We start from the raw sequence: 13,539 nt of genomic DNA, 5'->3' as shown, positions 1-13,539 counted from the left end.
TTTTAATAACTAGTTTCTATAACAGTTGTTTTTGCATCGCCCCACAGACTCTCAATATCGTAATATTCTCTAACATGTTTTTGAAAAACATGTACAACAACATTAACATAATCCATTAAAACCCACTCTGCGTTGTCAACACCTTCAACATGCCAAGGATTGTCCTTTAGTGTTTTGCTTACCTTTTTTTGTATTGAATTTACTATGGCATTAACTTGCGTATTAGAAGTTCCTTCGCAAATTATAAAGTAGTCACAAACCGTGTTTTCAATTTCTCTTAAATCTAAAATATTTATTTCTTTACCTTTAACATCTTCAATGCCACTTAGTATAACTGATATTAATTGATCTGCGCTTATTTTTTCTTTCGCCATTAAATTTATTTAATTTGTGCAAAGTTATTATTTTTTTGTTCTTTATGCTTTAAAATAATCATAAGATTTTTAAGTGTAGCAATAACTTCTATATGCAGATAATCAAACTTAATGCCATCGACTCTACAAATTCATTTTTAAAAGAAATGATTAGTAAAGAATTTGTTGCTGATTATACCATTGTTGTTACCAAACAACAAACAAGTGGAAGAGGGCAAATGGGTACTGTTTGGAAATCAGAAACAGGCAAGAACCTTATGTTTAGCTTGTTTAAGGATTTAAGCATGCATGATATTGAATTCCCGTTTTACATTAATATGGCTATTTGTTTGGCTGTTTTTAAAACCTTAAAGGCATTAAATATTCCAAGTTTGAGCATAAAATGGCCTAACGACATTTTGTCAGCAAATAAAAAAATATGTGGAATTTTGATTGAAAATGTCATAAAAAACAAACTTAATTCTACAATTATAGGAATTGGTGTAAATGTAAATCAAACTGAATTTAAAGATTTGCCTAAAGCTTCGTCTTTAAAAAGCATTACAGGAGTTCATTATAATTTGGATGAAATTTTACTTAGTATCATCAAGGATACAAAGTATTATTCTTCAGTATTACAACAAGAAAAGTATGATGATGTTAAAAATGAATATGAAGCTAATTTATTTAGAAAAAATAAACCCTCAACATTTAAAAATGCTGAAGGTTTAATGTTTTCTGGTTTTATAAAAGGCGTTACAAAATATGGTAAGTTACAAGTAATTTTAGAAGACGAAGTTGTTAAAAAATTCGATCTTAAAGAAATTACACTTTTATATTAAATGGCTTGAGGAATACTGGTAGCAAGCGTTTCAATAAATTTGCTAATAGGGCCTTTAATCATCATCGCCATCATAGGGTTAAAGTCTCCAGTAAACTCAAGTTGTACCTCGCTTGTAGTCTCATCTATTTGATTAATCTTTCCAATAAGTGAAAAATCAATTTTACCACCAGCAGCACCCAAAACAATTTTATTTGGAGGGATAACCTCTTTCTTTTTAAGTACAATTTCTGGCATTCCTTTTAATGCAAATAAAAATTTATCGTCGCCTAAGACTTCAAATTTGCTAATGTTTTCAGGCATTAAAGATTCAAAATTTTTAACTTCAGATAAAAAGTTGAAAACTTCTTCGGGTGATTTGCTAACGCTAATTTTTTTAGATTCTAAGTTCATAATTTAATGTGTTTTCTAAGTTTATATCAATTAGCGTTCCATTCACTAGGGTTGGTATTCCACTCTGATAATGTTTTTAATTCTTTTTCTGAAATGTAATTGGTTTCCAAGGCTTCTTCCAATAAGTTTTCGTAGTTACTTAAGGTATGTAGAAGAACATTTTCTTTTTCAAAATTTTTAGCGGCTACATCAAACCCATAAGTAAAAATAGCAACCATTCCTTTCACATTTATGCCAACTTCTTTTAAAGCTTTAACAGCATTTAAACTACTTTTTCCTGTGCTTATTAAATCTTCTACAACCACCACATTTTGTCCGCTTTCTACAAAACCTTCAATTTGGTTTTTACGTCCGTGTCCTTTTGCATCTGGTCTTACATATATAAAAGGTAAACCTAAATATTCGGCAACCAGTATACCAATTCCAATAGCGCCTGTAGCTACACCTGCAATAACATCTGGTTTTCCATATTGTTTTTCAATATATTTACCCATGGTTTCACGAATGTAATTGCGAATAGGTGGAAATGACAATATAATTCTATTGTCACAATAAATTGGAGATTTCCATCCGGATGCCCATGTAAAAGGCTCTTTTGGGCTAAGTTTTATAGCGTTAATTTGCAATAATACTTCGGCTGTTTTTTTGGCAGTTTCTTTGTTAAAAATCATGTTGACAAAATTACACATAAATTTAAATTTTAGATGTGCTTGTATAGGAATAAAAATATTTTTTTCAACAATGTATAGATTATAACTAAAAATGATATTTTTACCGCATATAATAAATTAACAAACAAAGTATGTATAAAGTTTTTGTTGGTGATAAACCAATAATTTTAACTTCTGTTGTTGAAAAAGAAACAAACTTTAAAAATTATTTACTAAATACAGTAAATGTTGTTAAGGTTATAAAAAAACTTAATACAACATCTTTGAAAGAAGTTCGCCTTATCCATAAAAATCAAGATAAGCTTATTAAAAAATTTTTAAAAAAGCTTCCTAATGTTATAGCAGGAGGCGGTAAGGTATTTAATGAAAAGGGTGATATTTTATTTATTTATAGAAATGATAAATGGGATTTACCAAAAGGAAAGGTAGACGGAAAAGAAACTATAGAAGAAACAGCAATAAGAGAAGTTGAAGAGGAAACTGGAGTTGAAGGTTTAAAAATAACTAAACCATTAGATACTACTTACCATATTTTTAAACGTAACGGGCGTTACAAAATTAAAATCACCTATTGGTTTGAAATGAAAACGAGTTTTAATGGAAAATTTCATCCTCAAGAAAACGAGGGTATTACCAAAGTAGAGTGGTTAAATAAAGAGCAAATTAAGGAAGCGCTTACAAATTCTTATGCTAATATAAAAGGGTTGGTTTAATCAGTTAAAAAATAATTAAACAATATATTTCCAAGAAGCATCTCCGTTTAAAAAGTGTTGCCAATCTAAAACTAGTTGTTCTAAAAACTCTTCAAATGAATTAGAAATTATTATGGGGTTGTTTCCTGCGGGGTTTGTTTTATAAATACTATCGTTTTGTATGTTTAATTTGAACAAATTTCCCCCACCATCACTTCCTATGATTAATAGTTTTTGATTTTTGTTTTGATTAAGTCTTTCGAGAACTTTTTCACCTTTATCTAACCAATATCCATTGTGAATATCTAGTGCACTTATATGTCCACAGTTTTTTTGAAATTTGATATATGATTGAGGTAGATTGTGTTTTTCCAAAGCATAAATTATTTGTTTTGAAGAACCATTTGAAAATACTCCTTCAATTTGATAATCAAATTTAAGTTTGTAAATCTCTTTAAACAAGATCCTCAGTTTCTCTATTGTCATAATTCATTAAAAGTGTTTTATAAAATTACTCATTTTTAGTTAACAGACTATGTGCAAACCAAAGCATTGGAGCTTGACCATGTAAATCTCCTGTTATTCTTGGGCGGTTTAAGTAATAATTAATATCTAGACTTTGACCAGTACCCACACAAATTTCTCGAATTTTACCATCATCATTTAAATATTTAGTAAGTGCGTTCCAAGCTTTTATATATGTTTCTTGGTATGGACTTTTAGGTAACAAATCTTTTTTAACGCCTAAAGCCATGGCAAATCCAAACATAGCTGTAGAAGAACTTTCTTTAAATGATTCTTTATGGTTAATTAATTGGTGCCACATACCATCTTCATTTTGATATTCAATTAGGGTTTTCATCATTTTTTTATAACCATTCAGAATAAAGTTATAATGCGGATTATTTTCAGGTAATACAGATAATAGTTCAGCAAATCCTACCGCTACCCAACCATTTCCTCTTCCCCAGAAAAAAGGCGCTTCGGGTCCATGAAAAAACAAGCCGTTAGGTTGTTGTAATTTTTCAATATAAGTTTTAACAGTTAAAGCAGCCCTTTCCAAATAAATCATATTACCAGTTACTCTATATGCCTGTACTTGTAAAGCACTAATCATATAAATATCATCAATCCAAAATCTTGTTTGAGAACTTAAACCATTTGGCAAAGTATCTTTCCACTGTCCGTTGGCTAGTTTTATACCTTGTTTTAGATAACTTTTATTTTGTGTTTGAATATAAAACTCTAAAGGTAAAATGCCATAGACATTAGTGTCTACATGGTTTTCTGTATTGGGTATATTTTCTTTTTCAACTCTCTTATAACGACTTTCTAAATTAGCAATCAAGTTTTTATCCTTTAATAAACCAGCTAGTTTTAAACTTCCATAACCTGCGCAAGCTTCAGCATAATGAACAGCGTAAACTCCAGGAGTTTCATATATCATAAATTCTGGTCTAGATAGCAAGTCGTTTATAATTAGTTTACCAACAGTTTCAGGCGACTTATTAAGTTGAGGTTCTTTTGATTTGCAAGAAATAAATGTGCTAATAAGAGCTAAAACAATTATGAAGACGCGTTTTTTAATCATTACTTATGTTTTTTATTAGATAATTCGATATACTGGATATTGTAAATGTGCTTTTTCATAATACTCGGTTTGTTTATGCAACCAATCTAATTGAGCGTACCAATTATTTGCAAAGTCTTTATTGTAAGACTTTTTGGTGTTAAAGGCAATTTGTAATTTTGGATTTCTTGCTAAAATTTCTTGTGCTTTACCTTCCCATACATAAGGAGAAAACCCTTCTTTTTGTTGAAGAATAGTATCAAAGAAGTTCCAATTAAAAAATGAATCAGGTACTTGGGGTTCTAGTGTCTCTAATAAATATCTTACAGCATTTTGATTGGTGTAAATGAGATAATCACCTTTTGAAAATTGAATGTCTTTTTCTGTTTTTTCAACTTTTGTATTATAATGCTGATAATGTCCTTCATAAGGCATTTGTCTCGTTTTATAATCTGAAATTTTATAAGATTCTATTTTAATAATGGTGTCATTTTCGAAAGTGGTCATTTCAACACTATTCAATTTCAATAAATCAATCACATTATGCCAACCTTTTGGTATTATATAAGCTTTTGGAACTTCAACCTCAATACTTGGTTTAAAGTAATTTTGATAAGCTACCTGTTTTGTAAATGGCTTTGTTCTGTCATATTTCAATCTATCAAAACCTGTAACTTCACTTTTAATTATTTCACCTTCAAACCCTTTAAAGTTTAAGTTTGATGTTTTGGTGGTATCTACTTCCCAGTCTAAGGCATAATTTTTTTGCTTTTGAATTTCCGAAAAGGCATTTTTTCTTAATTCTGAAATTTTATCACCTTGTTCTTCGGTAATTTCTATCATACTTTTCATTAGCTCATATGTACCTTCAACACGTTGTTTGTATGGTTTTAGCATATGAGTTTCAACCATCATACCTATAGTATTGAAAAGTGTTGTGTAACCTGTAGAGTAACGTGGGTAATCCATAAACTGAGAAAATCCTTTCTCTGGAACTTGGTTAAAAACATTTACATAAGGTGTAATATCCCATTGTTTTTCTAAAAGTTTTTGTTCTAGTCTTGGCATGATTTCAGTATGAATATAATTCCCTAAATCACCACCAAATTTGTTATGCTGTGTAAATAAATGAGTGAGCGTATATTGATAATCAGCACCATTACTTACATGATTATCAATAAAAACATCGGGTTTTACCAAGTGAAAAATTTCAGCAAATGTTTTGGCATTTTTGGTATCACATTTTATAAAATCACGATTTAAATCGTAATTTCTGGAGTTTCCTCTAAATCCGTATTCTTTTGGGCCGTTTTGATTTGTACGTGTGGTAGAATTTCTGTTTAAGCTACCACCAACGTTATAAATAGGAATAGTTACTAAAACGGTGTTTTTAGGGGGCTTTATTTTACCATTTACTAAATCTCTAAAAAGCATCATAGTAGCATCAATACCATCACTTTCACCAGAGTGAATGCCATTATTAATAAATAAAATGCGTTTATTTTTCCTGATTTCTGAAAAGTTAAACTCAGCATCAAGGTTTAAAGTTACAAGGTGTAGTGGTTTGCCAGAATCGGTTTCTCCAATACTATCAATTTTTATTTCATTATAAGCTTCAGCTAAATCTGTATAAAACTGAATTGTTTCTTTGTATGTTGCTGTTTCTAAGCCATCAGTTTTTTCAAAATGAGTTTCAAAATCATAATAAGTTTTTTCGTTTGAAGGATTACAAGCTGCTATAAAAATTACTATGTAAAAAAATCTTTTCATAAATCGAGAATTATTTTATAAATCTACAATTTCTAAAGAAAAGTTGATTTGATTTGTTAGAACTTAAATAAATTTATTAATTTCGATTTGAAGTCAAAATTGCTATCTCGGATTATAACTTTTTGAAGTTGTTTGTAATTTAATCTCTCTCGAAAAGATTTTATATGAAAAGTTATAAACTTTCTTTTGGTACTATTTCTATTTTAAGAAATAACTTAGCCGAAGTTATAGTAAACGAAGGTGTAGAAATGGATGAAGTTATGGTAGATGAATATCATGACTTTCTATTAACTAATCTGGATGCGCCTTTTTCCCTTTTAATTAATAAAAAAAACTCATACACTTATACTTTTGAAGCTCAAAAAAGTATTGTAAGCATTAAAGGAGTTGATAATATGGCAGTAGTTGTAGACTCTCAAGTTGCAATAATGTCAAGTGAAACTTTATTAAGTTTAAACAAAGATAATAACTGGAATGTAAGAATGTTTAGAACAAGAGAAGGGGCTATAAATTGGCTAAACGAAATTTATAAAGTATAATTTTTCAAACGTTGTAGTTCTCTTATAAAGTAAATTATAATACTTCATTTGCACGCCAACATATTAAACGTAAATTTGCACTTTCAATTAATTTACTATGACTGAATTCATAAGAAAGCGTGCAGCGAATGCTAAAGACGATATTTTAAGTGGAATTACTGTGGCATTGGCCTTGGTCCCAGAGGCTGTAGCATTTGCATTTGTAGCGGGTGTAGATCCTTTAGTTGGGTTGTATGCTGCATTTATGATTGGTTTAATAACCTCGGTATTTGGTGGTCGCCCAGGAATGATAAGTGGAGCAACAGGTGCTTTAGCGGTAGTTATGGTAAGTCTTGTTGCCGAAGGAAACGCCATGGGAACAGAAGGCGAACAACTAGGGTTATACTATTTATTTGCCACGGTAATATTAATGGGTGTTATACAAATGCTAGCAGGTGTTTTAAAGCTTGGTAAATTTGTTAGATTAATTCCTCACCCTGTAATGATGGGGTTTGTTAACGGGTTAGCGATTGTTATATTTCTTTCTCAATTAGGCATGTTTAAAGATGCTAACGGCGATTGGTTCACAGGTAATCAATTATGGGTAATGTTAGGTCTTGTACTTTTAACCATGGCTATAATGTTTGGTTTACCAAAATTAACTAAAAAGTTACCAGAAGCCTTAATTGCTATTTTGGTTGTTTCGGCAATTGTAATTTTTGGAAACTTAGATGTTGCAACTGTTGGAAGTTTTATTCGTGATGGTGGTGGTGAAGGACTAAAAGGAGGATTGCCACAATTTCAAATCGATATTTTTAGTAAAGTGCCTTTTAATTGGGAAACTATAAAGTTTATTGGTCCATATGCTCTAATACTTGCTGCAATTGGATTAATAGAGTCTTTAATGACATTAAATTTAATTGATGAATTAACCGAAACCAGAGGGGATACTAATAGAGAATGTATGGCGCAAGGTGGTGCAAATATTGTAACCGGTTTCTTTGGAGGTATGGGTGGTTGTGCCATGATTGGTCAGTCGTTAATTAACATAAAGTCTGGAGGTCGTACTCGATTGTCTGGTATAGTTGCAGCCGTTTTATTGCTTGTGTTTATCCTTTTTGCTTCAGGACTTATAGAGCAAGTTCCTATTGCAGCTTTGGTAGGTGTTATGTTTATGGTTGTAATTGGTACGTTTGCATGGAGTAGTTTCAGAATACTAAATAAAATACCTTTAAGCGACGTCATTGTTTTAATTGCTGTTTCAGCGTTAACCGTTATTTTCGATTTAGCTATTGCTGTTATTGCAGGTGTAATTATTAGTGCGCTTGTGTTTTCTTGGGAAAATGCTAAACGTATTCGCGCACGTAAGCGTATGAGAGAAGATGGAACTAAAGTTTATGAAATCTGGGGGCCTTTATTTTTTGGATCGATTATAGCCTTTAACGAAAAGTTTGATGTAAAAAATGATCCACATAAGGTTGAAATAGATTTTGTAGAATCCAGAGTTAGTGATCATTCTGCATTAGAAGCTATTTTTAATCTGGTAAATAAATATGAAGCTGCCGGAAAACAGATCAAATTGAAGCATTTAAGTGAAGATTGTAAAATATTACTCTACAAAGCTAGTCCTAAATTCAGAGAAGTTATTGTTGAAGATATTGACGATCCGCGTTACCATTTAGCCGAAAACCCAGAAGCTTTTACAAAACCGCTTTCGGAGTATAAATTGTAATTAATTGTTTTTTGGCCGTTACTTTTTCAGGTCGCATTTTTCACTATATTTTTTTGAAAAAAGATACTGTAATCTCTAACACAAAGAATTATCTCATTGGTTTTTTTAGTTGTTCCTTAACTATATCAAACGATTTTTTACTGGCACGTTCCCAACGATAAATTTTATATTTTTTGTTTTTGTTAGCTTCATATTTTGCTTTGTTATCTCGAATTTGTTTTGCCCAATTAAAACGTTTTTTTACAATGGTTTTAACAAGTTCGTCATCTTCACCTATTTTTTCTAAAGCATTTAAAACTGCAACAGACACATTTTGCACATTGTCATTCATAGCGTTGATAAGTGCAGGAATTGACGATGGTTTACCGACAATTTCTAAAGCTTCAGCAGCCAATTTACGTGTTTTGTAGTTTCCAAATTTTAAAGCATATTCTAATTTTTCAATATGATTATTCTGCATCCAAAAGTAAATAGCATGATCAGATGGCTGAATACATTTCAGTTTAAAAAGCAAATATGTAATTTGGTAGAACATGAATTCTTAAACAATTATGATACTTATTAGTATAATATATTTAAGAAATGTTACGAATTCAAGTTATTTCACTCTAACACTATCAGGTACCAATTTTGTGTAATCACCATTATTTCTAATAACATCGCGTACTATAGATGATGCAATGTATGACGTTTTTGCTGCAGTTAAAAGAAAAACAGTTTCAATCTCTGATAAGCTTCGGTTTGTATGTGCAATAGCTTTTTCAAATTCAAAATCTGCAGGGTTTCTTAAACCACGAAGGATAAATTCTGCATCAACTTCTTTACAAAAATCTACCGTTAAACCTTTATAAGTAACAACTTTTACTTTAGGTTCATCTGCAAAAGCGTCTTCAATAAACTTTTTACGTTCTTTAAGTGAAAACATATATTTTTTATCGGCATTTACACCAATAGCTACTATAATTTCATCAAAAAGTGTAACACCACGTTTTATAATATCATAATGACCTAATGTTAGTGGATCAAAAGACCCTGGAAATATGGCTCGTTTCATATTAATTTTTATTCTCTATCTATTTCATAAATAGTTTTGTCTGCATATAAAGACAAGATTTCCTGCTTAGTATAACCACTTTCATAAACTGTATAGTTCTCTTTCTTATCTATTTTGTATATAGCACTTCTTTTATCAATTTCATAGTCATTGTATACCACAAATACACTGTCATTAGTTACACCAGTAACCTTCATGGTTGTATACTGCCCATTAGTGTCTGAAAGGACTGAATAAACATCTCCTATGGCTGGAGCCTGAATGTATTTTGCATCTAGTTCTTTGTTTTTAGAACCTGAATATGCAAAAAAAGCGATAGCTAAAACAATAATAGCTAAACCGCTAAAATGTAAAATAGGAATACCCCTATGTTTCTCTAACTCAAATTTATGTTTAATTTGTTCTGGAAGCTCTTTAAGTTTAAAAGTACGTTTACAGGAATTGCACTCTAAGACATTTACTTTTCCCAAAGGAAAAATGGGAATCCAATAAATATAAGCGTATTTGCCAAAAACGCTGTAGGTCATTGATGTTTGGTTTTCACAATTTGGACATGTAACATTGTTTATTTGTCCATCTTTTAATCTTGAAGAATTAGTGCCGTAAAAAATCATAGGTTTTGGTTTGGTTAGTGGTTAAATATAAGCATAAATTATTTCAAAGCTTCTTCAATAGCATTATCAAACAACTCACTCATACTTATACCAGCAGCAGCAGCTTGTTGTGGTAAAATACTTTCCCGCGTTAATCCAGGTACAGTATTCATTTCCAATAAATGAGGTTCACCATCTTTAAAAATGAACTCACTTCTGGAGAATCCTTTCATTTTTAAAACTTCATATACTTTTTTAGCAACCGAATTAACTTTGTTTTCTTGCTCTTTAGTTAATCTGGCAGGAGTTATTTCTTGAGATTTACCTAAGTATTTTGCTTCATAATCAAAAAAGTCATTTTCACTAACAATTTCTGTAATGGGTAATACTTTGGTTTTTCCTTTGTAGGTTATAACGCCTACAGAAACTTCGGTTCCATCTAAAAAAGACTCAATTATAATCTCATCATCTTCTTTAAAAGCTACATTAATGGCATTATTTAAATCTTCTTTTTTATGTACTTTGGTTACACCAAAACTACTTCCAGCTTTATTGGCTTTTACAAAACAAGGTAAACCAACTTTGGTTATAATTTCATCTTCATTTATATCATCACCAAGATTTAAATAATATGATTCAGCAGTTTTTATTCCATATGGTTTTAAAACACTTAAACAATCTCGTTTGTTAAAAGTTAAACTTGCTTGATACATATCGCAACTGGTTTGCGGGATATTTAACAATTTAAAATAGGCTTGCATAAAACCGTCTTCACCTGGAGAACCATGAATGGCATTAAAAACACAATCGAAAATTATTTTTGAATTATTTACTATTACCGAAAAATCATTTTTATCAATAGGATATTCAGCATCATTAGCATCAACGTAAACCCATTTGTCTTTAAAAATATGAATGCGATAAGGGTTGTATTTTAAAGAATCAAGGGTGTCATAAACCACGTTTCCACTTTTTAAAGAGATTTGATATTCACTTGAATATCCTCCCATGATGATAGCAATATTTTTTTTCATTGATGCAGAAATAATTTAGTATCCGTCTAAAACTAACAATAAAACGTATCTATTATTAGTTAAGCTAAAATATCATATAAATCGCAAAAGAAAAAACAGTTCTGTTTTTATATATTTGCCTAAATGAAAATTCTATAAATGAGTATAGTAAAATTTCTTACCAGTAAAACTTTATTAAAACAAATTTTATTGGCAGTAGCAGCGCTAGTTGTATTGTGTTTAATTGCATTACAGGGGATAAAAATATCTACTAACCATGGTGAATTTGAAACCGTTCCAGACTTAAAAGGAAAATCTATTAGTGTGGCAGAAATAGAATTAGAAGAGAATAATTTAGTGATGCAAATTCAGGATTCTGCTAATTATAATCCAGATTACCCAAAGTTTTCTGTTATAGAGCAAGAACCATTAGCTGGTGCAAAAGTAAAGGAAAACAGGAAAATATATATAACGCTAAACCCTTCAGGGTATAGAAAAATTAGAGTTCCAGATGGCTTGATTGATAAAACTTTCAGACAAGTAAAACCAACGCTTGAGGCCTTAGGTTTTAAAGTGGGAAAAATAACTTATGTAGATAACTTGGGTAAAGACATGGTTTTAAAGCTAACTCATAAAGGGAAAACCATTAAATCTGGAGATAAACTACCAAAAACTTCTGTTATAGATTTGGTGTTAGGTAATGGTAACAGACCTTAAAATGGAAGATTATACACCGCAATTACCAGACGAAGAAGATAACGATCTTTACGAGCACTATGCTTTTACTGTAGAAAAAGGGCAAACACCACTTCGGATAGATAAATATTTAATGAATTTTGTTGAAAATGCTACACGAAACAAAATTCAAACTGCCGCAAAAAATGGAAGCATTCATGTAAATGGAGTTCCAGTAAAATCCAATTACAAAGTTAAGCCTAACGATAGTATTCGCGTATTGTTTACACATCCACCACACGAAAATCTATTAGTTGGTGAAGATATTGATATAGATGTAGTTTATGAAGATGATTCACTTTTGGTTGTGAACAAACCTGCAGGTATGGTTGTGCATCCAGGTCATGGAAATTACTCAGGAACACTTATTAACGCATTGATATATCGATTCGATAATTTGCCAAACAATTCTAGTGAGCGTCCGGGATTGGTTCATAGAATAGATAAGGATACAAGCGGACTTTTAGTAGTTGCAAAAACCGAACAAGCTATGGCGCATTTATCATTACAGTTTGCAGAAAAAACAAGTGAACGGGAATATGTAGCTATTGTTTGGGGAAATGTTGAAGAAGATGAAGGTACAGTTGAAGGTAATATTGGTAGACATCCTAAAAATAGATTACAAAATACTGTTTTTTTAGGCGATGAAGCTGATAAGGGTAAACCTGCAATTACTCATTATAAAGTTTTAGAACGTTTAGGTTATGTTACTTTAGTTTCTTGTAAGTTAGAAACAGGGCGTACACACCAAATTCGTGTTCATATGAAACATATTGGGCATACACTTTTTAATGATGAACGTTATGGCGGAGACAAAGTGTTAAAAGGCACAACATTTACAAAGTATAAACAGTTTGTAGATAATTGTTTTAAAGTATTACCAAGACAAGCTTTACATGCCAAAACTTTAGGATTCAAGCACCCGAAAACAGGAGAGTTTATGCGATTTGAAACGCCTGTTCCTGAAGATATGCAACAGTGCATTGAGAAATGGAGAACGTATTCTAAGCACCAAGAGAATTAATATTTATTCGAGTTTAATACTTTCAATTTCTAATTTAAAAGACTCAGCTTTTTTGTTACCAATTAAAAAAGCAATCATTTCCATTTGTTCACCTGAATAGTTTTCAATATCTAACGTTCTACCTCGAAAGGCCGGATACAACTTGTTAAAAGGAATTTCAATTGTTTGCCAATTATTATTGGTTTCAAACGAAAAAACATAAGAGTGTTTGTCGCTATTTTTTGATTTAACTCTGAATTGATAAGTTTTTCCATCGCCTTTTAACTTTATATAAACTTTAGAAAAACTATTAACATTTTTAGTGTTAAACTTATATTGAACCATAGAGAAACCACCATTGTTTTCTAAAGACACTGTGCCTTCAAAAATTCCAAACCCTTCTTTATTAATTGAAAAAGTTCCATTAGAGCGACCACCCATAACAACATCGTCTACAATGTTCCAATTAGTAATATCACTTTGTGTTTTAAAATTAAAAATTGTCATAGATGTTTGAAGTATGGTTAATGATATAAATAAAACTATTGTTTTCATTAATGTTTTTATTTTGAAGTCTTGTCAAAAAGAATTAAACCTTAAA

The 13,539-nt window shown here is 30.7% G+C and carries 17 protein-coding genes; 6 read left to right on the top strand and 11 right to left on the bottom strand.

Annotated elements, in window-relative coordinates:
- Window positions 1-2: 2 nt before the first annotated feature.
- Window positions 3-374 (bottom strand): ribosome silencing factor, encoded by a 372-nt coding sequence (rsfS, locus tag MBM09_RS13555; protein WP_238674258.1) that lies wholly within the window; start codon window positions 372-374, stop codon window positions 3-5.
- A 92-nt stretch (window positions 375-466) separates the two neighbouring features.
- Here rsfS and MBM09_RS13550 point away from each other — a divergent pair, with 92 nt between their 5' ends.
- On the top strand, window positions 467-1,195 hold the full coding sequence (locus MBM09_RS13550; protein WP_238674257.1) for a biotin--[acetyl-CoA-carboxylase] ligase: 729 nt from the start codon (window positions 467-469) through the stop codon (window positions 1,193-1,195).
- Here MBM09_RS13550 and MBM09_RS13545 read toward each other — a convergent pair.
- Window positions 1,192-1,587 carry an SRPBCC family protein gene (locus tag MBM09_RS13545; protein WP_238674256.1) on the bottom strand — a complete coding sequence of 132 codons (396 nt, stop codon included), beginning with the start codon at window positions 1,585-1,587 and terminating at the stop codon, window positions 1,192-1,194. The two genes, MBM09_RS13550 and MBM09_RS13545, sit on opposite strands and share 4 nt — an antisense overlap.
- 26 nt (window positions 1,588-1,613) lie before the next feature.
- Window positions 1,614-2,258, bottom strand: coding sequence for an orotate phosphoribosyltransferase (gene pyrE, locus MBM09_RS13540; RefSeq protein WP_238674255.1), 645 nt, complete (start codon window positions 2,256-2,258; stop codon window positions 1,614-1,616).
- 131 nt (window positions 2,259-2,389) lie between these two features.
- On the opposite strand from pyrE, the gene MBM09_RS13535 reads away from it, so the two are divergent.
- On the top strand, window positions 2,390-2,971 hold the full coding sequence (locus MBM09_RS13535; RefSeq protein WP_238674254.1) for an NUDIX hydrolase: 582 nt from the start codon (window positions 2,390-2,392) through the stop codon (window positions 2,969-2,971).
- A 15-nt stretch (window positions 2,972-2,986) separates the two neighbouring features.
- Here the strand turns inward: MBM09_RS13535 and MBM09_RS13530 are convergent, their stop codons facing one another.
- From MBM09_RS13530 to MBM09_RS13520, 3 genes are read right to left on the bottom strand one after another with little or no spacing between them, the layout of a single operon-like run.
- Complete coding sequence (locus MBM09_RS13530; protein ID WP_238674253.1) at window positions 2,987-3,436, bottom strand: SMI1/KNR4 family protein; 450 nt, start codon at window positions 3,434-3,436, stop codon at window positions 2,987-2,989.
- A 25-nt stretch (window positions 3,437-3,461) separates the two neighbouring features.
- Window positions 3,462-4,541: a glycoside hydrolase family 105 protein gene (locus MBM09_RS13525; RefSeq protein ID WP_238674252.1), complete on the bottom strand. Its 1,080-nt coding sequence runs from the start codon at window positions 4,539-4,541 to the stop codon at window positions 3,462-3,464.
- A gap of 15 nt (window positions 4,542-4,556) precedes the next feature.
- The gene (locus MBM09_RS13520) at window positions 4,557-6,290 is read right to left on the bottom strand and encodes a M14 family metallopeptidase (RefSeq protein ID WP_238674251.1); all 1,734 of its coding nucleotides are present in this window, start codon (window positions 6,288-6,290) and stop codon (window positions 4,557-4,559) included.
- Window positions 6,291-6,454: 164 nt separating this feature from the next.
- On the opposite strand from MBM09_RS13520, the gene MBM09_RS13515 reads away from it, so the two are divergent.
- Entirely contained in the window at window positions 6,455-6,829 is a 375-nt protein-coding gene (locus MBM09_RS13515) for a hypothetical protein (RefSeq protein WP_238674250.1), read from the top strand.
- Window positions 6,830-6,926: 97 nt separating this feature from the next.
- Window positions 6,927-8,540 (top strand): SulP family inorganic anion transporter, encoded by a 1,614-nt coding sequence (locus tag MBM09_RS13510; protein WP_238674249.1) that lies wholly within the window; start codon window positions 6,927-6,929, stop codon window positions 8,538-8,540.
- An 88-nt stretch (window positions 8,541-8,628) separates the two neighbouring features.
- Here MBM09_RS13510 and MBM09_RS13505 read toward each other — a convergent pair whose 3' ends face one another.
- The 4 genes from MBM09_RS13505 to MBM09_RS13490 form a co-directional block, all read right to left on the bottom strand.
- Entirely contained in the window at window positions 8,629-9,075 is a 447-nt protein-coding gene (locus MBM09_RS13505; RefSeq protein WP_238674248.1) for a HEAT repeat domain-containing protein, read from the bottom strand.
- A gap of 63 nt (window positions 9,076-9,138) precedes the next feature.
- Window positions 9,139-9,594, bottom strand: a complete 456-nt coding sequence (coaD, locus tag MBM09_RS13500; protein WP_238674247.1) for a pantetheine-phosphate adenylyltransferase — start codon at window positions 9,592-9,594, stop codon at window positions 9,139-9,141.
- Window positions 9,595-9,602: 8 nt separating this feature from the next.
- The gene (locus tag MBM09_RS13495; protein ID WP_238674246.1) at window positions 9,603-10,208 is read right to left on the bottom strand and encodes a zinc-ribbon domain-containing protein; all 606 of its coding nucleotides are present in this window, start codon (window positions 10,206-10,208) and stop codon (window positions 9,603-9,605) included.
- Between the two features lie 38 nt (window positions 10,209-10,246).
- Window positions 10,247-11,221, bottom strand: coding sequence for a D-alanine--D-alanine ligase (locus MBM09_RS13490; protein WP_238674245.1), 975 nt, complete (start codon window positions 11,219-11,221; stop codon window positions 10,247-10,249).
- 138 nt (window positions 11,222-11,359) lie between these two features.
- Between MBM09_RS13490 and MBM09_RS13485 the strand changes: the two genes are divergently transcribed.
- Entirely contained in the window at window positions 11,360-11,917 is a 558-nt protein-coding gene (locus MBM09_RS13485; RefSeq protein ID WP_238674244.1) for a PASTA domain-containing protein, read from the top strand.
- A 1-nt stretch (window position 11,918) separates the two neighbouring features.
- The gene (locus tag MBM09_RS13480; RefSeq protein ID WP_238674243.1) at window positions 11,919-12,959 is read left to right on the top strand and encodes an RluA family pseudouridine synthase; all 1,041 of its coding nucleotides are present in this window, start codon (window positions 11,919-11,921) and stop codon (window positions 12,957-12,959) included.
- Between the two features lie 3 nt (window positions 12,960-12,962).
- Here the strand turns inward: MBM09_RS13480 and MBM09_RS13475 are convergent, their stop codons facing one another.
- Window positions 12,963-13,493 carry a CIA30 family protein gene (locus MBM09_RS13475; RefSeq protein WP_238674242.1) on the bottom strand — a complete coding sequence of 177 codons (531 nt, stop codon included), beginning with the start codon at window positions 13,491-13,493 and terminating at the stop codon, window positions 12,963-12,965.
- Between the last annotated feature and the right edge of the window lie 46 nt (window positions 13,494-13,539).

The sequence above is a fragment of the Flaviramulus sp. BrNp1-15 genome (assembly GCF_022259695.1).
GTDB lineage: Bacteria > Bacteroidota > Bacteroidia > Flavobacteriales > Flavobacteriaceae > BrNp1-15.
This window is presented reverse-complemented; position numbering and strand designations above follow the sequence as displayed.